This window comes from Kitasatospora purpeofusca (assembly GCF_042691725.1).
In the GTDB taxonomy this organism is placed as follows: domain Bacteria; phylum Actinomycetota; class Actinomycetes; order Streptomycetales; family Streptomycetaceae; genus Kitasatospora; species Kitasatospora purpeofusca_B.
This window is the reverse complement of sequence record NZ_CP170483.1, coordinates 7,046,863-7,069,460: the sequence shown is the minus strand read 5'-3', so window position 1 is coordinate 7,069,460 and position 22,598 is coordinate 7,046,863. Positions and strand designations below refer to the sequence as shown.

Sequence of the window (22,598 nt, the reverse complement as noted above, 5' to 3'; positions counted from 1 at the left end):
GCGGCCGGTCATCTCCGCACAGGATCGTTCACTTCCGATCTTCCGAGCCCGTAGGAGCATCGTCCGTGTTGAATGACGGCGTGACTGGAGCGTCTTCCGGTCCGGGGCTGTCTGCGCGGTTGTCCGATGCCGCTCGTGCCGTCTGGGCCAAGTCCGACAGGGACACCGGTGCGTGGCTGCCGTTGTGGCGGCACATGGCGGACAGTGGGGCTGTCGCGGGGCGGTTGTGGGACCAGTGGCTTCCGAGGAATGTGCGGGAGTTGATCGCCGGGGCACTCGGGGGCAACGACCGGCGGGCGCGGGAGCTTGCGGTGTGGCTGGCGACCACGCATGACATTGGCAAGGCGACGCCCGCGTTCGCCTGCCAGGTCGACGGGATCGATCGGGTCGAGGGACTCGCCGATCGGATGCGGGAAGCCGGGCTCGCTATGCACGACCGGAGGCAGTACGGCGACGACCGGCGCATCGCGCCGCACGGTCTCGCCGGTCAACTGCTGCTCCAGAAATGGCTGGTGGAGCGGCACGGGTGGGCCCGCCGTGCCGCCGGGCAATGGGCGGTGGTGGCCGGCGGGCACCACGGGGTCCCACCGGGCCACGGCCAGCTGCACGCCCTCGAACTGCGCGAGGATCTGCTCCGCACGCCGGGAGAGAGCGAACCTCTGTGGCACGGCGTGCAGTTCGAGCTGCTGGACGCGTGTACGGAGGTGCTCGGGGCCACCGAGTTGCTGGACACCGTCAGGGACGTCAAGCTGCCGCAGCCGGTGCAGGTGCTCCTGACCGGCGTCGTCATCATGGCCGACTGGATCGCCAGCAATCCGGACCTCTTCCCGTACTTCCCCGAGGACCGGCCGCGCTCGGAGGAGGAGCGCATCGACTCGGCGTGGGGCGGACTGCGGCTGCCGCCCGCCTGGGAGGCGGAGGAATCCCTCCTGGAGGCGGCCGAGTTGTTGAGCACGCGGTTCGACCTGCCGCCCGGCAGCGCGCCGCGGCCCGTCCAGGAGGAGGCTGTCCGGCTGGCGCGCGAACTGCCCGAGCCCGGGCTGCTGGTGATCGAGGCGCCGATGGGCGAAGGGAAGACCGAGGCGGCCCTGGCCGTCGCCGAGATCTTCGCCGCCCGGACCGGCGCGGGCGGGTGCTACGTCGCGCTGCCGACCCGTGCGACCGCCAACGCGATGTTCCCGCGCCTGACCGCATGGCTGAACCACCTGCCCGCCGAGGGCGAGCGGGCCGTCTTCCTCGCCCACGCGAAGGCGGCGCTCAACGACGAGTACGCCGGCATGATGGCCGCCGACCGGCGCCGGATCGCGGCGGTGGACGTGGACGGCCCCGAGGCCTCCGGCCATCGCGCGCGGCGGAAGAACGCCGGACTGATCGCCCACCAGTGGCTGCGCGGGCGCAAGAAGGGCATGCTCGCGTCCTTCGCGGTCGGCACGATCGACCAGGTGCTGTTCGCGGGCCTCAAGAACCGGCACCTCGCGCTGCGCCATCTCGCGCTCGCCGGCAAGGTCGTCGTGATCGACGAGGTGCACGCCAACGACGCCTACATGAACACCTACCTGGAGCGGGTGCTCGCCTGGCTCGGCGCGTACCGGGTGCCGGTGGTGATGCTGTCGGCCACCCTGCCGGCCACCACCCGGCGCGCCCTGGTCCGGGCGTACTGCGGGGCGGGCGACGACGGGCCGGAGCCGGCAGAGGGCGGCTATCCGCTGCTCACCGCCGTCGCGCCGGGCCGCCTTCCCTCGACCCGCCGACCCGCCGCCGACGCCGCCCGGCGGACCACCGTCCACCTCGAACCGCTCGATGACGACCTCACCTCCCTCACCGACCGGTTGGCGACGGAACTCGGCGACGGCGGCTGCGCCTTGGTGATCCGCAACACCGTGGACAGGGTCCTTGCGGCCGCCGAACGACTCCGCGAGCGGTTCGGGGACGACGCCGTGACCGTCGCGCACGCGCGCTTCGTCGACCTCGACCGGGCCCGGAAGGACGACGGTCTGCTGGCGCGGTTCGGCCCCGACGGAGAGCGGCCGCGCGGACCGCACATCGTCGTCGCCAGCCAGGTGGCCGAGCAGTCGCTCGATGTCGACTTCGACCTCCTCGTCACCGACCTCTGCCCGGTCGACCTCATGCTCCAACGCATGGGCCGCCTGCACCGCCACCGGCGCGGCGAGGGGCAGAACGCTCGGCCTCCCAAGCTGCGGACGGCGCGCTGCCTGGTCACCGGCGCGGATTGGGCAGCGCAACCTCAGCCCCTCCCCGTCAGGGGATCAGCCTCCGTCTACGGCGCGCACCACCTGCTGCGCTCGGCCGCCGCGCTGTGGCCGCACCTCACGACGCACGCGCCCCTCACGCTCCCGGACGACATCAACGCGCTCGTCCAGCGCGCCTACGGCGATGCGCCGCTCGGCCCGCCCTCCTGGAGCGAGGCCATGGCCGAGGCGGCGGAGGCGCAACGCCTCGCCGACGCCCAGCAGGCGGCGCGCGCCGAGGTGTTCCGGCTGGACGAGGTGCGCCGCCCGGGTCGGTCGCTGGTGGGCTGGCTGGACGCGGGGGTCGGTGACGTGGACGACCATCGGCCCGGTCAGGCCCAGGTGCGCGACGGGGACGAGAGCCTGGAGGTGATGGTCGCGATGCGCTGCGCGGACGGCACGCTCACCACCCTCCCGTGGCTGGACCGGGGCCGCGGCGGCCTGCCGCTGCCGACCGAGACCGTGCCCACCTGGAAAGCCGCCCAGGCCCTCGCCGCCAGCGGCCTGCGCCTCCCCTACCACTTCTCCAAGCCCTGGGTGATCGACAGGGCGATCAGGGAACTGGAGCAACTGTTCATCCCCGCCTGGCAGGTCAAGGAGTGTCCGCAGCTCGACGGCGAGCTGGTGCTGCTGCTCGACGAGGACGGCCGGGCCGAACTGGCGGGATTCGAGCTGGAGTACAACCCGAGCGACGGTCTGGCGGTGCACCCGGCCGGAGCCCGTGATGTGAGGTTGGTGAAGAGCGTGCCCTCGTTCGACCTGGTGTCCCGCCCCTGGCTTCCGGTGCAGCGGCTGGACGGAACGGCCGCCGAGCTGTCGCTGCGCGAGGTGTTCGCCGAAGCGGCGACGCTGCGCCGGCTGGTCGGGGACGTGCCGACGCAGGAGTTCGCACTGATGCGGCTGCTGCTGGCGATCCTGCACGACGCGGTCAACGGACCGGCGGAGCTGGAGGGCTGGGAGGAGCTCTGGGAGGACCCCGACTCCTTTGGCGCCGTCGGCCGCTACCTCGACCAGCACCGCGAGCACTTCGACCTGCTGCACCCGAGGACCCCGTTCTACCAGGTCGCGGATCTGCGTACCGAGAAGGACGAAGTCGCCTCGCTGAACCGGTTGGTGGCCGACGTGCCGAACGGCGATCCGTTCTTCTCCATGCGGATGCCGGCCGTCGACCGGCTCGCCTTCTCCGAGGCGGCGCGCTGGCTGGTGCACGCACACGCCTTCGACACCTCGGGGATCAAGTCTGCGGCGGCGGGCGACAGTCGCGGCAGGAGCGGGAAGGTGTACCCGCTGGGCACGGGGTGGGCCGGCGGTCTCGGCGGCGTCCTCGCCGAGGGGGACGACCTGCGGGAGACCCTCCTGCTCAACCTGGTGGCCGCGGACACCGCGGGGGCCCGCTTCCGCTCCGAGGACCGGCCGGCCTGGCGGCGCGGTCCGTACGGCACCGGGCAGGACCGGGAGAGCGCCGATCCCTCGCGGCGCCCCTGCGGCCCGCGCGACCTGTACACCTGGCAGTCGCGTCGCGTCCGCCTTCACCACGACGGGAGCGCGGTGACCGGGGTGGTGCTCTCGTACGGGGACCCGCTCGCGGCCCACGACCACCGCTCCACCGAGCCGCTCACCGGCTGGCGGCGCAGCCGCCCCCAGGAGAAGAAGCTGGGCCGGACGCCGGTGTACCTTCCGCGCCAGCACGACCCGGCCCGCTCGGCCTGGCGGGGCCTGCCCGCCCTCCTGGAGTCGCGGGTGACTCCCGTGGAGGGGAAGAAGGGCGGCCCGCCGGAGACCCAGACCCCGTTGGTGCTGGAGTGGGTGGCCAGGCTGTACGGCGACGGGGTGCTGGACGGCGGACGGTTGATCCGCGCGCGGACCGTGGGCGTGGTCTACGGGACCCAGCAGTCGGTGATCGACGAAGTCCTGGACGACGGCGTCACGCTGGCGGTGGTCCTGCTGCACGACGGCGATTCGAAGTACGGGTCGAACGCCGTGCGCGCGGTGGAGGGCGCGGAGAGAGGCGTGCAGGCGCTCGTCGGTCTTGCGGCCGATCTCGCCCGGGCCGCCGGGGCGGAGGCCGACGGCCTCAAGGCCGTGGCGGCCGAGCGCGGCTACGCCGAGCTCGACGGCCCCTTCCGGCTCTGGCTGCGGAAGTTGGGTCAGCGGCCCGACCCCGAGCAGGCCCGGCTGGAGTGGCAGCTCGACGCCCGGCGCATCCTCGGCGCGCTGGGAGCGGAGCTGGTGGACACCGCTCCGCAGGCCGCGCGGGAGGGCCGGGTGGTGGCCCGCCGCAGCGGCGGCCGGATCTGGCTCAACGACACCCTGGCCTTCCTGTGGTTCCGCTCCGCGCTGGCCGAGGCCCTCTCCGGCCCGAAGCCGCCGGGGGACGCCGACGGGAACCACGACGACTCCCTGGAGAACGACGACCGATGACCACCGCCCCCGTCTCCTCCCCCCGCCGTGACGGCCTCGGCCGGGCGGGCGGGGCGACGCACGACCACGTGAGCCAGTTGCAGCGCGGCTACCGCGCCGACGAGTCCGGTTCCGTCGCCCGGATCGCGCAGATCCGGCGCGGCGCGGGCCGGCGGATCGACGAGCTGCCCGAGCTCTGGGGCCTGACCGGCCTGGAGCGGCTCTACCCGGACGGCCGGAGCGGGCCGTCGGACGCCCTCGTCGAGAACGCGATGCACACGGCGGTGACCCTGTGGTCGCTGCACCAGCAGTCGCACCGGGACACCGGGATGCACCGCCCCGGTGGACCGCAACTCGGAAGCGCCGTACGCCAGTTGATGCCGAGCGACGACATCGACGAGCCGCTGCGCAAGCGGTTCGTGCGGGCGGGTGCGGCACCGACGTTCGACATCCTCGCGCAGCGGCTGCGGGAGATCGTGCTGCTGCTGCGCCGTTCGGCCGTCCCGCTCGACTACGGGCTGCTCGCCGACCAGCTGTACCTGTGGCAACTGCCCAACCGCCGGGGCGAGGTGAACCGCTCCTGGGGGCGCAGCTTCCACGCCCACCGCCCTTCGAAGGACACCACCGGAGCGTCCGCCACCGACGCGGCCGCCAGCACCGACTTCCCCGACGCCGACACCGACAAGGACCAATCGTGAGCAGCCGCACCATCCTCGACGTCCACATCCTGCAGACCGTGCCGCCGAGCAACCTCAACCGGGACGACACCGGTTCGCCCAAGTCGGCGATGTACGGCGGGGTGCGGCGGGCGCGGGTGTCCAGCCAGGCGTGGAAGCGGGCGACCCGCCGGGCGTTCGAGGGCCTGCTGGACCCGGCGGAGCTGGGGGTGCGCACCAAGAAGGTGGCGGAGCTGCTGGCGGCGCGCATCACCGCGCTGGGCGTGGAGCTCAAGGAGCCGGAGGCGTGGCAGGCGGCGGCCGACACGATCACCGCGGCGACCGGGGCGAAGGTGGAGCCGCCGAAGCGGAAGGCGAAGGCCGCCGAGGGCGACGACCCCGCGCCCGAGTCGCAGTACCTGATGTTCCTCAGCGGCCGCCAGCTCGACGCCCTCGCCGCGCTCGCCGCCGAGGGGCTGAAGGAGTCCGGCGGGCTGAAGGAGTTCTTCAAGGACAAGGAGAACCGGGCACGGGCCCGCGAGGCCGCCAACACCCGCCACTCGGTGGACATCGCGCTGTTCGGCCGGATGGTCGCGGACGCCTCGGACATCAACGTGGACGCCGCCGCGCAGGTGGCCCACGCGATCAGTGTGCACGCGGTGGAGAACGAGTCGGACTACTACACGGCGGTGGACGACCAGCGGGCCGACGACGAGCCCGGCGCGGGAATGATCGGCACGGTCGACTTCAACTCCGCGACGCTGTACCGCTACGCGGCCGTGGACGTGGACCGGCTGCGGGAGAACCTCGGGGACGGGCTGCGCGCGGACGAGCCGGCGGCGGAGCCGGTCCGGCGTGCGGTGGAGGCGTTCGTCGAGGCGTTCGTGACGTCGATCCCGACCGGCAAGATGAACACCTTCGCCAACCAGACCCTCCCGGACGCGGTGATCGTCAAGGTGCGCTCCGCCCGGCCGATCAGCTTCGCCGGGGCGTTCGAGGAGGCCGTGCAGGCCGGCGGCGACGGCCTCACCGGCGGCCATGTGGCGGGCGCCTGCGCGCAGTTGGCCGCCTACGTGCCGGAGGTGGAGAAGGCGTTCGGTGCCGTGACCGAGGACAGCTGGGTGCTGCGGGTCGGCGGGCGGACGTCCGCCCTCGCCGGGCTCGGCGCCGAGGTGGGGCTCGGCGAGCTGGTCGCGGCGGTCGGCGCGGCGGTGGCGAAGAGGCTTGCGGGGTCGGCCGGGTGAGCGTGCTGCTGCTGCGGCTGGCCGGTCCCCTGCAGTCCTGGGGTTCCTCGGCGCGGTTCGCGCGCCGGACCACCGAGCCGGCGCCGACGAAGAGCGGGGTGCTGGGGATGCTCGCGGGGGCGCTGGGGCGGGACCGGGGCGAGGACCTCTCCGATCTGGCGGCGCTGCGGTTCGGGGTGCGCACCGACCAGCCGGGCACCCGGATCCGTGACCTCCAGACGGCCCGCCACGGGGACACGGACAAGGCCATGCCGCTGTCCGAGCGCTTCTACCTCGCGGACGCGGTGTTCGTGGCCGCGGTGGAGGGGCCGGACGCGACGGTCGACGAGCTGGCGGCGGCGCTGCGCGCGCCGGTGCACCTGCCGTACCTGGGCCGCCGGTCCTGCCCGCCGAGCGGGCCGGTCGACCTGGGTGTCCGGTGGGAGGCGGGGCTGCGGTCGGCGCTGGAGCGCGAGCCCTGGCAGGCGGCGCGCTGGTACCGGGCGCGGCACCACGCGGCGTCGGTGGCGCTGAGCGTCCAGGCCGACGCCGAACCGGCGGAGCAGCCGCGGGCGGACCTGCTGCGCGATCTGCCGCTGAGCTTCGATCCCCGGCACCGCCGGTACGCGCTGCGCGGGGTGGTCTCCTTCGTCGTCAACGCGCCGACGCTCGTCCCCGATCACGATCCCACGGCCCATCTGAGTCCTCTGGAACCGGTCTGACATGTTCCTCACCCGTTTTCGCGTCAACACCGCCCGCGCCGGGGCCCGCCGGCTGCTCTCCTCGCCGCAGTTGCTGCACGGCGCGGTGATGGCGTCGTTCGCCGAACCCGTGCCGTCCGGCCCGTCGACGACGGAGGGCGCGGCGCCCCGCGTGCTGTGGCGGATCGACCACAACTCCCGCGCCGAGGTGCTCCTCCACCTGGTGAGCCCGCAGCGCCCGGACCTCACCCACCTGGTCGAGGAGGCCGGCTGGCCGACCACCGGCGGCTGGCAGACCTTCGACTACGGCGCCTTCCTGGCCGGTATCGCCGCCGGTTCGACGTGGGCGTTCCGGCTGACGGCGAATCCGGTGCACAGCATCCGCCGCACCCCGGACGAACCGACCAAGCGGACCGCGCACCTCACCCAACGCCACCAGACGGCATGGCTGTTGAAGCAGCAGGAGCGGTCCGGCTTCACCGTCGTCGAGAAGGCACCGGAGCGCCGGCTGCTGCCGGAGGGGGACGAGCACGAGCTGGTCGTGCACCGGCAGCGAGGCGTGTCGTTCGGCAAGAACGACCGGGCGCACGCCGGCCGCCACAAGGTCACCCTGGTGACCGCGACCTACGACGGCCGCCTGCGGGTGACCGATCCGCAGGCGCTGCGCCGCACCCTCACGGCGGGGCTGGGCAAGGCGAAGGCGTACGGGTGCGGGCTGATGACGCTCGCGCCGGTGCAGGGGTGACGGGCTTGGCCGCGACTCCGGCGAGCAGGCCGCTCTCCTCCCCGCGTGAGCTGACCCGGGTCGGTGACCGGGTCTCGTTCCTCTACCTGGAGCGCTGCGCGATCCATCGCGAGGACAACGCGATCACCGCCACCGACGAGTCCGGCGTCCGGTACATCCCGTCCGCGACGATCGGGGTGCTGCTGCTCGGGCCGGGTACGCGGGTGACGCACCAGGCGATGAGCGTGCTCGGCGAGTGCGGCGCGGGCGTCGCCTGGGTGGGCGAGCACGGCGTGCGGTACTACGCGGGCGGCCGGGCGCTGACCCGTTCGGCCGGGCTGATGGAGGCGCAGGCCACGGCCTGGGCGAACCGGCGCCACCGGCTGGACGTGGCCCGGGAGATGTACCGGTTGCGGTTCCCGGAGGCGGATCCGGCGGGGATGAGCCGGCGGGAGCTGCTGGGCGGGGAGGGTGACCGGGTGAAGGCGGTCTACCGCGCCGAGGCCGCCCGGACGGGGGTGCGCTGGGTGCGCCGGACGTACGATCCGGGTGACTTCACGGCCGGCGACGCGCCCAACCAGGCGGTGACGGCGGCCGCGCAGTGCCTGTACGGGGTCGCGCACTCGGTGGTCGTGGCACTGGGGTGCTCGCCCGCCCTGGGGTTCGTGCACTCGGGGCACGAGCGGTCGTTCGTGATGGACGTGGCGGACCTCTACAAGGTGGAGTTCGGGATCCCGGCGGCGTTCGAAGCGGCCGCGGAGGGTGCGCAGGACGTGGCGGGGCGGACCCGGCGGGCGCTGCGCGAGCGGATCCGGGCGGGCGGGCTGCTGGAGCGGGCGGTCGCGGACATCCAGGGCCTGTTCGCCCCGTACCGGCAGCCGGACGTGGCCGGGCACGACGGCGGTGGCGAGGGCGAAGGCGAAGGCGACGATGTCGTCCGGCTGCAGAGCGACCGGGGCGGCACGGTCGCGGGTGGCCGGAACTACGGCGGCGAGGTGGTCCGGTGATCACCCTGGTGCTCGCGGACTGCCCGGCCGGGCTGCGGGGCCTGCTGACCAGGTGGCTCACCGAGATCTCACCGGGCGTGTTCGTCGGCGATCCCTCGGCGCGGATCCGGGAGGTGCTGTGGGAGGAGGTGCGACAGTACCGGGGCCGGGGACGGGCCGTGCTCGCCTACAGCACGGACACGGAGCAGGGCTTCGGGTTCGCGACGCACGAGCACCGGTGGCGGCCGGTGGACCACGAGGGACTCACGCTGATCCACCGGCCCGCGGACCGTCCGGTTCCGGCGCCCCGGAGCGGGCCGGCACCGGACGGCGCCGCGAGCGGGTGGAGCAAGGCCTCCAAACGGCGGCGGTTCGGGGGCCGTTAGCACAGGGCCCGCTCCGGGTGTCAGGTACCCACCGTGCGCAGGTGGGGGATGACGGCGGCGCCGTAGGCGTCGATGGTGGGTTCGACGGCGTCGTGCATGGCGTAGATGGCGAACTGGTCGACGCCGAGGGTGCGCAGGTGGTCGAGGCGGGCGAGGTGGGTGGCGGTGGGGCCGAGGAGGCAGAAGCGGTCGACGATCTCGTCGGGGACGAAGGCGGTGTCGGGGTTCCCGGCGCGGCCGTGGTGGCTGTAGTCGTAGCCCTGGCGGTCCTTGATGTAGGCGGTGAGGGCCTCGGGGACGAGGTCGGAGTGCTCGCCGTAGTGGCGGACGAGGTCGGCGACGTGGTTGCCGACCATGCCGCCGAACCAGCGGCACTGTTCGCGGGCGTGGGCGAGGGCGGCCGGGGAGTCGTCGGCGGTGACGTAGGCGGGGGCGGCGACGCAGATGGTGAGCGCGTCGGGGTCGCGGCCGGCTTCGGCGGCGGCGCGGCGGACGGCCTTGACCATGTACTCGGTGAGGAAGGGGTCGGCGAGCTGGAGGATGAAGCCGTCGGCCTGGCGGCCGGTCAGGGCGAGGGCCCTGGGGCCGTAGGCGCCCATCCAGACGGGCAGCGCGGCGCCCTCGCCGACCCAGGGCAGGTGCATCTCGGTGCCGTCGACCTCGGTGGTGCGGCCCTCGGCGAGTTCCTTGATGGCGTGCATGGCCCGGGAGAGCCGTTCCAGGGTGGCGGGCTTGCGGCCGGCGACGCGCATGGCGGAGTCGCCGCGGCCGATGCCGCAGACGGTGCGGTTGCCGTACATGTCGTTGAGGGTGGCGAACAGGGAGGCGGTGACCTCCCAGGTGCGGGTGGAGGGGTTGGTGACCATGGGGCCGACGGTGAGGGTGCCGGTCTCGGCGAGGATGCGGCTGTAGATGACGAAGGGCTCCTGCCACAGGACGCAGGAGTCGAAGGTCCAGCCGTGGGTGAAGCCGGCCCGCTCGGCGCGGATCATGCGGTCGACGAGCAGGCGGGCGGGCGGGTCGGTCTGCAGGACGAGGCCGATGTCCAATGGAGGCTCCGGGAGGGGAACGGGAGAGGAACGGGAGGGGAGGAGGGGACGAGAGGAGGAGGGGGCGGGCTCAGCCCAGGTACTGGCAGGTGTCGCGGCGCAGGAAGGTGCCGTGGCCGGCCCGGCCGAGCCAGGTGCCGTGGTCGAGGACGACGGTGCCCCGGGAGAGGACGGTGCGGGCGCGGCCGGTGAGGGTGCGCCCCTCGTACGCCGAGTAGTCGACGTTCATGTGGTGGGTGGCGGCGGAGACGGTCTGCACGGCGGTGGGGTCGTAGACGACCAGGTCGGCGTCGGCGCCGGGGGCGAGGGTGCCCTTGCGCGGGTGCAGGCCGAACATCCGGGCCGGGGTGGTGCAGGCGAGTTCGACCCAGCGGCGGCGGCTGAGGCGTCCGTCGACCACGGCCTGGTGGAGGAGGTCCATCCGGTTCTCCACGCCGGGCAGGCCGTTGGGGATCCGGGAGAAGTCGCCGCGGCCGAGTTCCTTCTGGCCGGTGTAGCAGAACGGGCAGTGGTCGGTGGAGACCACCTGGAGGTCGTTGGTGCGCAGCCCGCGCCAGAGGGCCGCCTGGTGCTCGCGGGGCCGCAGCGGGGTGCTGCACACGTACTTGGCGCCCTCGAAGCCGTCGTCGCCCTCCTCGGCGAGGTTGTCGGTGGAGAGGAAGAGGTACTGCGGGCAGGTCTCGCCGAAGACGGGCAGGCCATCGTCGCGGGCGCGGGCGAGTTCGGCGAGCGCGGAGGCTGCGGAGACGTGGACGACGTAGAGCGGGCTGCCGGCGACCTGGGCGAGCTTGATGGCGCGGTGGGTGGCCTCGGCCTCCAGCAGTTCGCGGCGGACCTCGCCGTGGTAGCGGGGTGCGGTGCGGCCGGCGGCGAGGGCCTGTTCGACGAGGACGTCGATGGCGATGCCGTTCTCGGCGTGCATCATGATCAGCCCGCCGTTGGCGGCGCCGCGCTGCATGGCGCGCAGGATGCGCCCGTCGTCGCTGTAGAAGACGCCGGGGTAGGCCATGAACAGCTTGAAGGAGGTGCACTCGCCGGAGTCGACGAGGGCGTCCATCTCCTTGAGGACGGCGTCGGTGACGTCGGAGACGATGGTGTGGAAGGCGTAGTCGATCGCGCAGTTGCCCTCGGCCTTGGCGTGCCAGGCGTCCAGGCCCTCGCGCAGGCTGCCGCCGACGGGCTGGACGGCGAAGTCGACGATGGTGGTGGTGCCGCCCCAGGCGGCGGCGCGGGTGCCGGTCTCGAAGGTGTCGGAGGCGTGGGTGCCGCCGAACGGGAGCTCCATGTGGGTGTGGACGTCGACGCCGCCCGGGATCACGTAGTGGCCGGCCGCGTCGATGACGGTGTCGGCGGTCCAGGATTCGGCGGCCTCGCTGCCGGTGGCGGCGAGGGCGGCGATCCGCTCGCCCTCGATGAGGACGTCGGCGCGCAGCTCCTCGGTGGCGGTGATCACGAGGCCGCCTCGGACGGCGGTGCGGCGGGGTGCGGTGCTGGTCACGGGATCGGTCACGGGGTCGGTCAAGGGATCGGTCATGGGGTCCGTCATGGGGGTCGCCTCCGTCACGCCTCGGTCAGCGGGCCGTACGCCTCGGGGCGCCGGTCGCGGTAGAACGCCCACTGTTGGCGGACCTGTTCGATGAGGCCGAGGTCGAGGTCGCGGACGACGAGTTCCTCCTCCTTGTCGGAGGCGACGTCGCCGACGAACTGTCCGCGCGGGTCGACGAAGTACGAGGTGCCGTAGAAGTCGTTGTCGCCGTACTCCTCGATGCCGACCCGGTTGATGGCGGCCACGTAGTAGGCGTTGGCGACGGCGGCGGCCGGCTGTTCGAGCTGCCAGAGGTAGGCGGAGAGGCTGCGGCTGGTCGCGGAGGGGTTGTAGACGATCTGCGCGCCGCCCAGGCCCAGGGCGCGCCAGCCCTCGGGGAAGTGCCGGTCGTAACAGATGTAGACGCCGACCTTGCCGACGGCGGTGTCGAAGACCGGCCAGCCGAGGTTGCCGGGCTTGAAGTAGTACTTCTCCCAGAAGCCCTTGACCTGCGGGATGTGGTGCTTGCGGTACTTGCCGAGGTAGCCGCCGTCGGCGTCGATCACGGCGGCGGTGTTGTAGTAGACGCCGGGCTGATCCTCCTCGTAGACGGGGACGACGAGGACCAGGCCGAGTTCGCGGGCGAGGTCCCGCATCCGGCGCACGGTGGGGCCGTCGGGGACGGGCTCGGCCCAGCGGTAGTGCTCGGGCTCCTGGACCTGGCAGAAATATGGGGAGTTGAAGACCTCCTGGAAGCCGAGGATCTTCGCGCCCCGGGCGGCGGCCTCGCGGGCGTACCGCTCGTGGAGGGCGATCATGCTCTCCTGGTCGCCGGTCCAGCGGGTCTGGACGAGGGCGGCACGGACGATCTGCGACATGGGTACCTCCGCAACTCCGCGGCCCGTCCCGGGGGCGGGCCCGCGGTTCGAGGGTTGGCGGGCGGTGCTGCCTGCGGTGGATGTCTTCGTGCGTTCTGCGCGGGTTTCTGCGGGCGATCTGCGCGTTGCACCTTCGGTCTACGTGCGTAGAGGGCGGGTGCCTCGACCGTAGGCCCGGTCTCGGTCGCCTGACAATACGTCGAACGCCATACGGCCGACGCGATCGTGGTGGGCGGACACGCGGGGTCCCATAGGTGGGATGAAAAGCTCATCTACCCCGGGAGCGCACTCCTTACTCATTCGGGTGAATCCAGGAGCGGAACCGCGTGGTGCGGGGCAGGAAGCCGGTGACGCTCCTCCGGTCCGCCGCCGGAGGAGCCCGCCGACGGGCGGCGGTGCCGCGGAACGACCGGAAGGGGGGTGGTGGACGGGTGGTGACGGCCGACAGGACGCGGGGGGCGGCGCGGGTCCCCGCCTGGGGCGGGGTGCTGCTCGCTCTCGGGGTGCCGGTGCCGGCGGTGCTCGGATGGCTGCTGTTCGTCCGCCGGACGCCCGCCGGCCAGGGCGCGCTGGACGTCCGGCTCCAGCTGGCCGGCTCGCGGGCCGCCGCCGAGGCCGTGCTCGCCGGGCGGGCGCCGGCCTTCCGCGCCTCGCTGGACGCCGACCTGTGGCTGATCGGCGGCCTCGCGGTGACGCTGGCGGCGGCCGGGATGCTCGGGGCGTACGTGTTCACCCGGGCCCACTGGCGGCTGACCGCGCTGGTCGCCGGCCTGGCCGGGGTGCTGGCCGGCGGCTGCGACCTGGCCGAGGACATCCTGCTGGGCGCCGGCCTGGGCTGCACCGGCCCCGGGCCGACGGGCGGGGACGCGCCGTTCGCCGCGGCGGCCGCGTTCGCCACCGTCAAATGGCTGCTGCTGCCGCCGGCGGGCGCGGTGGCGGTCGTCGTCTGCGCCGCCACCGCGCACCGGGCGGTGCGCACGCTGCTGCCCCGGGCGCCGGAGGAGCAGGAAGAGGCGGCCGGGGAGGCCGGGACGGGGCCGGCGCTGATCCCGCCGTGGCCGGTGGTGACCGCGCGGGGCGGTCGGTGGCCGCCCGGCCCCCGGGTCCACGGACCGCTCACCGGGCACACCCGTTGGCGCAACGCCGCCCGGGTGCCGCCCGGTCGCGAGCACGCCCGGCTCGGCTTCTGCGTCTCCGGCGGCGGCATCCGCGCGGCCTGTGTCACCCTCGGCGCGCTCCAGGCACTGCGCCCCTGGCTGAAGCAGGCCCGCTACCTGGTCGCCGTCTCCGGCGGCGGGTACACCGTCGGCGCGATGCAGCTGGCACTGAGCGACTCCGCACCCGGCGGCCCGGTCCGGGCCCGCTCCGGGCTGAACGCCGACACCGTGCTCGAACCGGGCTCGCCCGAGGAGGACCACCTGCGGCGCCACTCCAAGTACCTCGCGGACGGCGCGGGCGAGTGGCTGGTCGCGCTCGGCACCCTGCTGCGCGGCCTGGTCGCGGCGCTCTCCCTGCTGCTCGCCGCCGTCCTGGTGCTGGGCCTGGGGCTGAGCCGCTTCTACCACCTCGTGCCGCTCGCCGACCTCGACGGCCCGCCGTCGATGCGCTCCCCCGCCGTGCTCGCCGTCGTCGGGCTGCTGGCGACCGCCGCCACCGGGTGGCTGCTGTGGCTGCTCGCCTTCTCCTGGCTCGGCTGGAACACCCTGCTGCCCCGCGCGCTGCGCCGCTTCTCGCACGGCGCGCTCGCGCTGGCCGGGCTGACCGGCGTCGGCGTGCTGGCCGTCCCCGGCCTGGCGTGGGGCGCGGTCGCGCTGCAGCGCGCGCTCGCGGTCGGCGTCCGGCAGACCGGGGCCGGCATCAGCCTGACCGTGCTGCTCAGCTACCTGGCGCTGCTGCTGGGCATCCTCTGGCACGGCCGGCACGCGATCGAGCAGGGCGCGGCGGTGCTCGGCGGTGTGCTGCGCGGGGTGCGGCGGGGCGCCGGGGTGCGGCGGCCCGGCGGCCTCACCGGGCGGATCACCGAGTACCTGGTGCTCTGGTCGGCGCTGACCGCGCTCACCTCGGGCACCCTGCTCACCTTCGGCTGGGCGGTGGCCACCGGGCACGCCTGGCCGGACGCGGTCCAGCTGATGCTGCCGCTGGTCCTGCTCACGGTGGGGCTCAACCTCGACCAGACCTGGATGGGCCTGCACCCCTTCTACCGGCGCCGGCTCGCCTCGGCCTTCGCCGTCCGGCGGTCGGTCGAGGGCGCGACCGGGGGCGCGGGCGGGGGTGGGGGCGCGGGCGAAGGCGCGGGCGGGGGCGCGGGTGGAGACGACGATCCGGGCCGGACCGGGGAGGTGCTGGCCCGGCCGTACCACTTCTTCCGCGAGCAGACCCGGCTCAGCCACTACGGCGCCCGGCAGCCGGACTTCCCCCAGGTGATCTTCGCGGCGGCGGCGAACCTCTCCGGCAGCGCGCGCACGCCGCCCGGTCGGCGGGCGGTGTCGTTCACCTTCTCCCACGACTACGTGGGCGGGCCGGACGTCGGGTACGCGCGCACCGACCTGCTGGAGCGGCGCACCCGGCGGCACATCGCCCGCGACCTCACCGTGCAGTCGGCGATGGCCGTCTCGGGCGCGGCGTTCTCCTCCGCGATGGGCCGCCGCTCGCGCGCCTACCAGGGGCTGTTCGCGGTGACCAACGCGCGGTTGGGCACCTGGCTGCCCAACCCGGCGGCGCTCGCCCCGCTGTGGGCCGCCGACCGGGACTGGCGGTACGCCCCGCAGCCCGCCGTCCGGCGGCTCTCCTACCAGCTGCGGGAGGCCTGCGGGCGGTACCCGATGGACGCGCGGTTCCTGCTCACCACCGACGGCGGGCACTACGAGAACCTCGGTCTGGTCGAACTGCTGCGGCACGGCGTGCGCACGGCGGTGTGCATCGACGCGAGCGGCGACTCCGCCTTCGCGGGCGCGCTGGCGGCGGCGATCACCCTGGCGAAGGAGGAGTTGGGCATCACGATCACGCTGCGCGAACCGGAGCTGCTGGTCCCGGGCAGTGCCGGGGGCGGCGGGGCGCTCGGCGGGAGCGGCCAGCCGCCGTTGCGCGGGCTGGCGGCGCGGCTGGCCGACCGGCTCTCCGCCCGGGCGGTGGTGGTCGGGGACATCGCGTACCCGTGGCCGCTGGAGCTCGGGGAGAGCGGCGGCCCACCGGGCGCGGCGGCCCGGCACGGCACGCTGATCGTCGCCCAGGCCGTGCTCACCCCGGGCATGCCGTACGAGCTGCACGCGTACGCGGCGGCCGACCCGGCGTTCCCGAACGACGGCGCGGGCGACCAGTGGTTCGACCACCGGCAGTTCGACGCCTACCAGACGCTCGGCCGGTACCTGGGCGAGCAGGCCGCACCGGCGGTCGCGGCGGCGCTGGCGGGGGCGGAGGCGGGGACGGGGGCGGGAACGGAGGCGGAGGCGGCAACAGCGACGGCAACGGCGCCGCCACCGGACCGCAAGGCCAACGGCCGGGGGCCGGGCCGGCCGGGGAGCGTGCCGGGGCCGGGCCGGGCGCCCGGCGCGGAGCGCGGCGCCACCACGCCCGACCAGGGGCGCAACGGGCAGGTGTGACGGTGCTCGCTTGACGCGTACCGCGTCCGTCGGGAAGGATCCGGCCCATGGACACCGGCACCACTCTGGTCTGCCGCCTGCACGTCGACCTCCGGCGCCAGGCGAGTTCCATCTGTGCCTGTTGTTGATCTTCTCCTTCCCCGCCGGCCCCGCCCTGTGACGTCCCCCAGGGTTCGCGCCGTACAGCCACACCCGTCTTCCTGACGCGCCTTCGCCCTGCGTGAGCGTGCCGCCCGCCGGCGTCCGACCGGTACGGTCCGGCGCGGTCCGGCGCGTGCGCCACCACGCTTCCGATCCCCCTCCCGCCTTCTCCGAGGACACTCACATGAGCCTGGACCTGGCCCCCGACGCACCCGCTCCCGCCCCGGCCGCCGCACCCGCCGCCGCCCATGCCGGGGACACCAGCGCGCCCCTCACCCCGAGCGCGCTGCGGACGATCGTCCGCGAACTGGCCGAACAGCCCGAGCAGTGGATCCACCACGTACGGCTCTCCACCGAGGAGCGCTGGTACCGGCGGCTGGCCGCCGACGAGGACCACGAGGTCTGGCTGATCAGCTGGCTGCCGGGCCAGTCCACCGGCTTCCACGACCACGGCGGCTCGCGCGGCGCGTTCACCGTCGCGCTGGGCGAGTTGGAGGAGCTGTCGCTGGGCGGCCCCGAGCAGGGCCTGCTGATCCGGCGGATCCAGTCCGGCACCGCCCGCGCGTTCGGCCCCGAGTACGTGCACGACGTCCGCAACACCGCGTCCGGCCCGGCCGTGACGCTGCACGCCTACTCGCCGCCGCTCCACTCCATGGCGCACTACGAACTGCGGGCCGGCGGCCTGGTCCGCACCTCCGAGGAAGGACCCGACCAATGGTGACCACGATCGACGACCTGCTCGCCCGCTCCCGCGAGGGCGTCCACCGGCCCGGCGCCGAGGAGGCGCACCGCGCGCAGCGCGACGGCGCGCTGCTGGTCGACATCCGCCCGGCGGCGCAGCGCGCGGCCGAGGGGGAGATCCCCGGCGCGCTGATCATCGAGCGCAACGTCCTGGAGTGGCGGCTGGATCCGACGGGCGGTCACCGGATCCCGGAGGCCACCGGGTACGACCTGGAGGTGATCCTGGTCTGCTCGGAGGGGTACGCGTCGAGCCTGGCGGCGGCGTCGCTGCGCGAGCTGGGCCTGCACCGTGCGACCGACCTGGACGGTGGCTTCGTCGGCTGGGCGGCGGCCGGGCTGCCGACCCGTCAGGGCGGGTGAGCGGGCCGCGACCGAGGGCCGCCGGGCGGCCGGATCCGCGGGGGCGTGACGCCCGGCGGATCCGGCCACGGCCGGGAAATCAGGGACACAGGGGCCGTCAGGTCATAGGCTGATCAGAGTTTCCACCGCCGCCAGGGCGGGCAGTCGCGCGACCGACAGGCACACCGACCGAGACCGCCAGACCGCCAGACCGCCAGACCGCCAGACCGCCAGACCGCCAGACCGCCAGACGACACCATCGGCGCCGCCGCCGGGGGCCGCCGAGACGAGGACAACCCCCGTGATCAGATTCGACGGCGCGGGCAAGCGCCACCCCGACGGCACGGTCGCCGTCGAGGGCCTCGACCTCGACGTCCCCACCGGTCGCACGACCGTGCTGGTCGGACCGTCCGGCTGTGGCAAGACCACCCTGCTACGGATGGTCAACCGCATGATCGAGCCGACCTCGGGCCGGGTCCTGCTGGACGGCACCGACGTCGCGGCGCTGGATCCGGCGAAGCTGCGGCGCGGCATCGGGTACGTGATCCAGCAGGCCGGGCTGTTCCCGCACCGCCGGGTGATCGACAACGTCGCGACCGTCCCCTATCTGCTCGGCTGGGACCGGAAGAAGGCCCGCGCGCGGGCAGCCGAGCTCCTCGACCTGGTCGGGCTCGCCCCGGAGACCGCCCGGCGGTACCCGTTCCAGCTCTCCGGCGGCCAGCAGCAGCGCGTCGGCGTGGCGCGGGCGCTGGCGGCCGATCCGCCGGTGCTGCTGATGGACGAGCCGTTCAGCGCCGTCGACCCGGTGGTGCGGGCCGGGCTCCAGGAGGAGCTGCTGCGCCTCCAGTCCGAGTTGCACAAGACGGTGCTGTTCGTGACCCACGACATCGAGGAGGCCGTCCGGCTCGGCGACCAGGTCGTGGTGCTGCGCGAGCGGGGCCGGATCGCCCAGCTCGCGGACCCGCACACGCTGCTGACGGCGCCCGCCGACGCGGACGTCGCCGCCTTCCTCGGCCGCGACCGGGGCCTGCGCGGGCTCGGGCTGCGGCCCGCCGCGACCGTGGCCGTCCGGCCGATACCGGTCGCACCGGGGGGCGGCCGGGCGAACGGCACGGCGCGCTTCGGCGGGTGGGAGCTCGTGCTGGACGACGAGCGCCGTCCGATCGGGTGGATCGACCGGGACGCGGCGGGGGCCGCCCTCCAGCCGGCGCCCGGGTTCCGCCCCGAGGCCGACACGCTCCGCGCGGCACTGGATGCCGCCGTGCTCTCCCCCGCCGGGGTCGCCGTCGCCCTGGACGCCGACGGCAGGGCGACCGGGACGGCCGACCGCGAGGCCGTGCTGACCGCGCTCGCGGCCCGCCCCTCCCCGGCCGGGGCCACCGGTGGCCCCGACGCCGCCGGGTTCGACGGGTTCGCCGGTGTCTCCGAGGCCTCGGAGGCCTCGGAGGCCGCAGCCGCAGCCGCAGCCGAGAAGGACGGAGCCGCCGGTGGACGGTGAACCGATCGTCCGCTGGTACTGGATCGGCGACCACCTCGGCTACCTCGGCGACCTGCTCGCCGACCACGCCGTGATCGCGCTGCTCCCGGTCCTGATCGGCCTGCTGCTGGCGGTCCCGCTCGGGCTGGCCTGCGCCCGCCACCCGCGCCTCTACCAGCCGCTCGCCGCCGTCTTCAACATCGTCTACGCCCTGCCCTCGCTGGCCGTCTTCGTCGTGCTCATCCCCTACACGGGGCTGGCCACCCAGGCCACCGTGATGATCCCGCTCACCTTCTACGCGCTCGCCGTGCTGCTGCCCACCACGGTGGACGGGCTGCGCGCCGTGCCCGACCCGGTGCGGCAGGCCGCCACCGCGATGGGGTACGGGCCGTGGCACCGGCTGGCCGCCGTCGAACTGCCCGCCGCCGTCCCCTACCTGGTGGCCGGTCTGCGGGTGGCGGCCGTCTCCAGCATCTCGCTGGCCTCGGTGGGCGCGCTGGTCGGGCGCGGCGGGCTCGGCTACCTGTTCGTCGACGGGTTCCAGCGCACCTTCCCGACCCCGATCGTGGCCGGAATCGTGCTGATCGCCGCGCTCGCCCTGGCCGTGGACCTGCTGCTGGTCGGCGCCCGCCGGCTGCTGGCGCCCTGGGCCGTGCGGGAGAAGGGAGCGGGCCGGTGAACTGGCTCACCTGGCTGGGGGACTTCTTCTCCGACCCGGACCGCCGCAGCGGCCCGAACTCGATCGCGAACCGGATCGCCGAGCACCTGCTGTTCTCCGGCGAGGCCCTGCTCTTCGCCGCGCTGCTGGCCGTCCCGCTCGGGCTGCTGATCGGCTACACCGGGCGCGGCGTCACCGCGGTGACCGCGCTGGCCGGCGCCGCCCGCGCGCTGCCCACACTCGGGCTGGTGACGCTGGCGGTGCTGCTCGCCGGGGTCGGCGACACCGCCGTCCTGATGCCGCTGGTCGCGCTGGCCGCGCCGCCGCTGCTGGTCGCCGCCGTCGAGGGCGTGCGCGGCACCGACCCGGACGTGCGGGACGCGGCGCGCGGCGTCGGGCTGACGCATCCGCAGGTGCTGTGGCAGGTCTGCGTGCCGTCGGCGCTGCCGACCCTGCTGGCCGGCTTCCGGACCGCGACCGTGCAGGTCGTCGCGACGGCGACGGTGGCCGCGTACGTCGGGCTCGGCGGTCTCGGCCGGTACGTGGTCGACGGCCTGGCCACCCGCGACTACGCGATGACGGTCGGCGGCGCGCTGCTGGTCGTCCTGCTCGCCGTCGGGGCGCAGGCGTTCTTCGCCCTGCTCGCCCGCTACGCGCTCCCGCCCGGGCTGCGCGCGCAGCAGCTGGCCACGGCCCGGCAGCCGTCGTGACCGCTCCGGCCCGGCGGCGCGCTGCCGCCGCGGCCGTCCCGCTTCCTTCGACCGACCGTGACGTCCACCGCGAAAGGACACCTATCTCCATGTCGACATCCGTATCCGCGCCGCCGAGAGTCGCGACGGCCGGCCGCCGGGCCGGCGTCCTGGCCGCGCTCGCCGCGCTCGCCCTGACCGCGACGGCCTGCTCCTCCTCCGGCGGCGACCCGCTGGGTGGCAAGGACTCGGCCGCCCCGGCGCCCGGCAGCGCCTCCGGGAGCGCCGCCACGGGCGCCCCGGCCGGCGGGACGGTCGTGGTCGGCTCGGCCAACTTCCCCGAGAACGTGCTGCTCGGCTCGATCTACTCGCAGGCGCTCAAGGCCAAGGGCGTGAAGGTCGAGGAGAAGTTCAACATCGGCAGCCGCGAGGTGCTCTACGGGCAGTTGCAGAGCGGCAGCCTGTCCGTGCTGCCGGAGTACAACGGCTCGCTGCTCGCCTACCTGGGCGGCAAGTCGGCGGATCCGAGCACCGCCGCCGTCAACGCCGAGCTGGCCAAGACGCTTCCCGCCGCGCTCGCGGTCCTGGACTCCTCGCCCGCCGAGGACAAGGACACCCTGAGCGTCAGCCAGGAGACCGCCGACAAGTTCGGGCTGAAGTCGATCGCCGACCTGGCCGCCAAGGCGGGCGAGTTGACCATCGGCGGCCCGCCGGAGTTCAAGTCGCGCCAGGAGCAGCCGCTCAAGGACGTCTACGGCCTGACGTTCAAGGAGTGGAAGTCGACCGGCGACACCACGGCCAACGCGATCAAGGACGGCTCGGTGCAGGTCGGCAACGTCTTCTCGACCGACCCGAAGATCGCGCAGCTCAAGCTCGTCCCGCTCACCGACCCGAAGAGCCTGTTCGCCGCCCAGAACGTGACGCCGCTGGTCAACAAGGCCAAGGTGGACGCGACGGCGACCGGCGCGCTCAACGCGGTGTCGGCGAAGCTGGACACCGAGGGGCTGCTGGCGCTGATGAAGAAGGTCGCGGTCGACAAGGAGGACCCGTCGGCGGTGGCCAAGGACTGGCTGAAGAGCAACGGCCTGTCCTGACCGCGCGGGACGCCGGGTCCGGGAGCCGATCCCGGGCCCGGCAGATCTTCCCTTGAACGGCGCGAACATGACAGTGTGACGGCATGCGCACTCGTCTCCTCGCCGCCACCCTCACGGCCTGCGCCGCGGTGAGCCTCGCCGCGTGCTCCAGCTCCGGCTCGGGCTCCGGCAGCACCGCCGCCGGCACCACCCCCTCCGCCGCCGGCGCGCCCACGGCGTCCGGTACCGGCGCGGCGACGGCCGCCGCGTCCCCCTCGGCGACCGCCTCCGCCCCCGCGCCGGGCGCCCCCGAGGCCTCCGGCCCGGGCGGCACGGCCGGCGCCTCCGCCGGCGCGCCGCCGACCGGGACCGCGACCGGGAACCCGCCCGCCCCGGGGGCCACGGACTCCGCGCCGGGCGCCGGCTCCCCGGCCGATCCCCCGGCCGCGCCGAAGCCCGCGCCGCCCACCGACGCCGGCCTGCCGGCCGAGCCGGCCGCGGACCTCACCGCGCGGCTCGTCGCCGCACTGGAGGCGATCGACCCGGCGATCGTCGGCGGACAGCCCGACCGGGCCGTCGACCGGGCCCGCAGCCAGTGCCAGACGATGTACCAGTTCCCGAAGGACCGGGCGAAGTTGATCGATCTGGCCAACCAGCGCTTCACGGATCCCACCCACCCCCAGGGTTTCGGACCGGAGAAGGCGGAGAAAATCCTGGACGCGCTGCGCACCACCCTCTGCCCGCCGGCCTGAACCGCTCCGGCAGGCCCCCGAACGGCCCGGTGTCCTGAGCTCCGGGCCACCGTGGCCGCGCGCGACGACCACCGCGCGGCCACGGCACACATCCCCGGCTCAGACGAGGCTCCAGGCGGTGTCCTTGTCGTCGGACGAGATGAAGTCCACGGTTCCTCCTTTCGAGGGGTCGACACAGGTAAGACGCGCGGCCATCGGGCGCACGTCACGCGGCGAGCGGGTGTGCGGACGCACGGGCGCAGCGGTGTACGGGCGGACACCCGGCGCACGGCAGATGCCCGGTGGCCGGGCGGACGCCCGGCGCACGGTCGCGTCCAGGTGAAGGGCTTCCGCGTGGCGCGCCCGGGAGAGC

The 22,598-nt window shown here is 74.4% G+C and carries 19 protein-coding genes; 16 read left to right on the top strand and 3 right to left on the bottom strand.

The window, feature by feature from the left end; translation table 11 throughout:
- Nucleotides 1-80 precede the first annotated feature (80 nt).
- From casA to cas2e, 7 genes are read left to right on the top strand one after another with little or no spacing between them, the layout of a single operon-like run.
- Nucleotides 81-4,670, top strand: a complete 4,590-nt coding sequence (casA, locus tag ACFCLZ_RS30440; RefSeq protein WP_380281101.1) for a type I-E CRISPR-associated protein Cse1/CasA — start codon at nucleotides 81-83, stop codon at nucleotides 4,668-4,670.
- On the top strand, nucleotides 4,667-5,347 hold the full coding sequence (gene casB, locus ACFCLZ_RS30435; RefSeq protein WP_380281100.1) for a type I-E CRISPR-associated protein Cse2/CasB: 681 nt from the start codon (nucleotides 4,667-4,669) through the stop codon (nucleotides 5,345-5,347). The genes casA and casB overlap by 4 nt, the downstream gene beginning before the upstream one ends.
- The gene (gene cas7e, locus ACFCLZ_RS30430) at nucleotides 5,341-6,549 is read left to right on the top strand and encodes a type I-E CRISPR-associated protein Cas7/Cse4/CasC (RefSeq protein WP_380286330.1); all 1,209 of its coding nucleotides are present in this window, start codon (nucleotides 5,341-5,343) and stop codon (nucleotides 6,547-6,549) included. The genes casB and cas7e overlap by 7 nt, the downstream gene beginning before the upstream one ends.
- Nucleotides 6,546-7,250: a type I-E CRISPR-associated protein Cas5/CasD gene (gene cas5e, locus ACFCLZ_RS30425; protein WP_380281099.1), complete on the top strand. Its 705-nt coding sequence runs from the start codon at nucleotides 6,546-6,548 to the stop codon at nucleotides 7,248-7,250. Before cas7e ends, cas5e begins: the two co-directional genes overlap by 4 nt.
- Before the next feature lies 1 nt (nucleotide 7,251).
- On the top strand, nucleotides 7,252-7,974 hold the full coding sequence (cas6e, locus tag ACFCLZ_RS30420) for a type I-E CRISPR-associated protein Cas6/Cse3/CasE (RefSeq protein WP_380281098.1): 723 nt from the start codon (nucleotides 7,252-7,254) through the stop codon (nucleotides 7,972-7,974).
- A 5-nt stretch (nucleotides 7,975-7,979) separates the two neighbouring features.
- Nucleotides 7,980-8,960, top strand: a complete 981-nt coding sequence (cas1e, locus tag ACFCLZ_RS30415; protein ID WP_380281097.1) for a type I-E CRISPR-associated endonuclease Cas1e — start codon at nucleotides 7,980-7,982, stop codon at nucleotides 8,958-8,960.
- Complete coding sequence (gene cas2e / locus ACFCLZ_RS30410) at nucleotides 8,957-9,325, top strand: type I-E CRISPR-associated endoribonuclease Cas2e (RefSeq protein ID WP_380281096.1); 369 nt, start codon at nucleotides 8,957-8,959, stop codon at nucleotides 9,323-9,325. Before cas1e ends, cas2e begins: the two co-directional genes overlap by 4 nt.
- Nucleotides 9,326-9,345: 20 nt before the next feature.
- Here cas2e and ACFCLZ_RS30405 read toward each other — a convergent pair whose 3' ends face one another.
- From ACFCLZ_RS30405 to ACFCLZ_RS30395, 3 genes are all read right to left on the bottom strand, one after another.
- On the bottom strand, nucleotides 9,346-10,374 hold the full coding sequence (locus tag ACFCLZ_RS30405) for a TIGR03842 family LLM class F420-dependent oxidoreductase (protein ID WP_380281095.1): 1,029 nt from the start codon (nucleotides 10,372-10,374) through the stop codon (nucleotides 9,346-9,348).
- Nucleotides 10,375-10,444: 70 nt separating this feature from the next.
- The gene (gene hydA, locus ACFCLZ_RS30400; RefSeq protein ID WP_380281094.1) at nucleotides 10,445-11,908 is read right to left on the bottom strand and encodes a dihydropyrimidinase; all 1,464 of its coding nucleotides are present in this window, start codon (nucleotides 11,906-11,908) and stop codon (nucleotides 10,445-10,447) included.
- A gap of 26 nt (nucleotides 11,909-11,934) precedes the next feature.
- Nucleotides 11,935-12,777 carry a nitrilase-related carbon-nitrogen hydrolase gene (locus ACFCLZ_RS30395; protein WP_380281093.1) on the bottom strand — a complete coding sequence of 281 codons (843 nt, stop codon included), beginning with the start codon at nucleotides 12,775-12,777 and terminating at the stop codon, nucleotides 11,935-11,937.
- Between the two features lie 434 nt (nucleotides 12,778-13,211).
- Here ACFCLZ_RS30395 and ACFCLZ_RS30390 point away from each other — a divergent pair, with 434 nt between their 5' ends.
- The 9 genes from ACFCLZ_RS30390 to ACFCLZ_RS30350 all read left to right on the top strand — a co-directional run bounded on the left by ACFCLZ_RS30390 (nucleotide 13,212) and on the right by ACFCLZ_RS30350 (nucleotide 22,246).
- On the top strand, nucleotides 13,212-16,376 hold the full coding sequence (locus ACFCLZ_RS30390) for a hypothetical protein (protein WP_380281092.1): 3,165 nt from the start codon (nucleotides 13,212-13,214) through the stop codon (nucleotides 16,374-16,376).
- A gap of 47 nt (nucleotides 16,377-16,423) precedes the next feature.
- Nucleotides 16,424-16,504 (top strand): putative leader peptide, encoded by an 81-nt coding sequence (locus tag ACFCLZ_RS30385; RefSeq protein ID WP_350561156.1) that lies wholly within the window; start codon nucleotides 16,424-16,426, stop codon nucleotides 16,502-16,504.
- Nucleotides 16,505-16,701: 197 nt separating this feature from the next.
- Entirely contained in the window at nucleotides 16,702-17,238 is a 537-nt protein-coding gene (locus tag ACFCLZ_RS30380) for a cysteine dioxygenase (RefSeq protein WP_380281091.1), read from the top strand.
- A complete protein-coding gene (locus tag ACFCLZ_RS30375; protein ID WP_380281090.1) occupies nucleotides 17,232-17,618 on the top strand; it encodes a rhodanese-like domain-containing protein in 387 nt (128 codons plus the stop codon). The genes ACFCLZ_RS30380 and ACFCLZ_RS30375 overlap by 7 nt, the downstream gene beginning before the upstream one ends.
- Nucleotides 17,619-17,898: 280 nt before the next feature.
- Nucleotides 17,899-19,095, top strand: coding sequence for an ABC transporter ATP-binding protein (locus tag ACFCLZ_RS30370; protein WP_380281089.1), 1,197 nt, complete (start codon nucleotides 17,899-17,901; stop codon nucleotides 19,093-19,095).
- The gene (locus ACFCLZ_RS30365) at nucleotides 19,085-19,753 is read left to right on the top strand and encodes an ABC transporter permease (protein ID WP_380281088.1); all 669 of its coding nucleotides are present in this window, start codon (nucleotides 19,085-19,087) and stop codon (nucleotides 19,751-19,753) included. The genes ACFCLZ_RS30370 and ACFCLZ_RS30365 overlap by 11 nt, the downstream gene beginning before the upstream one ends.
- Nucleotides 19,750-20,442: an ABC transporter permease gene (locus ACFCLZ_RS30360; RefSeq protein ID WP_380281087.1), complete on the top strand. Its 693-nt coding sequence runs from the start codon at nucleotides 19,750-19,752 to the stop codon at nucleotides 20,440-20,442. The genes ACFCLZ_RS30365 and ACFCLZ_RS30360 overlap by 4 nt, the downstream gene beginning before the upstream one ends.
- A gap of 89 nt (nucleotides 20,443-20,531) precedes the next feature.
- The gene (locus ACFCLZ_RS30355; protein WP_380281086.1) at nucleotides 20,532-21,515 is read left to right on the top strand and encodes an ABC transporter substrate-binding protein; all 984 of its coding nucleotides are present in this window, start codon (nucleotides 20,532-20,534) and stop codon (nucleotides 21,513-21,515) included.
- An 83-nt stretch (nucleotides 21,516-21,598) separates the two neighbouring features.
- Nucleotides 21,599-22,246 carry a hypothetical protein gene (locus tag ACFCLZ_RS30350; protein WP_380281085.1) on the top strand — a complete coding sequence of 216 codons (648 nt, stop codon included), beginning with the start codon at nucleotides 21,599-21,601 and terminating at the stop codon, nucleotides 22,244-22,246.
- The last annotated feature ends 352 nt before the right edge of the window (nucleotides 22,247-22,598 follow it).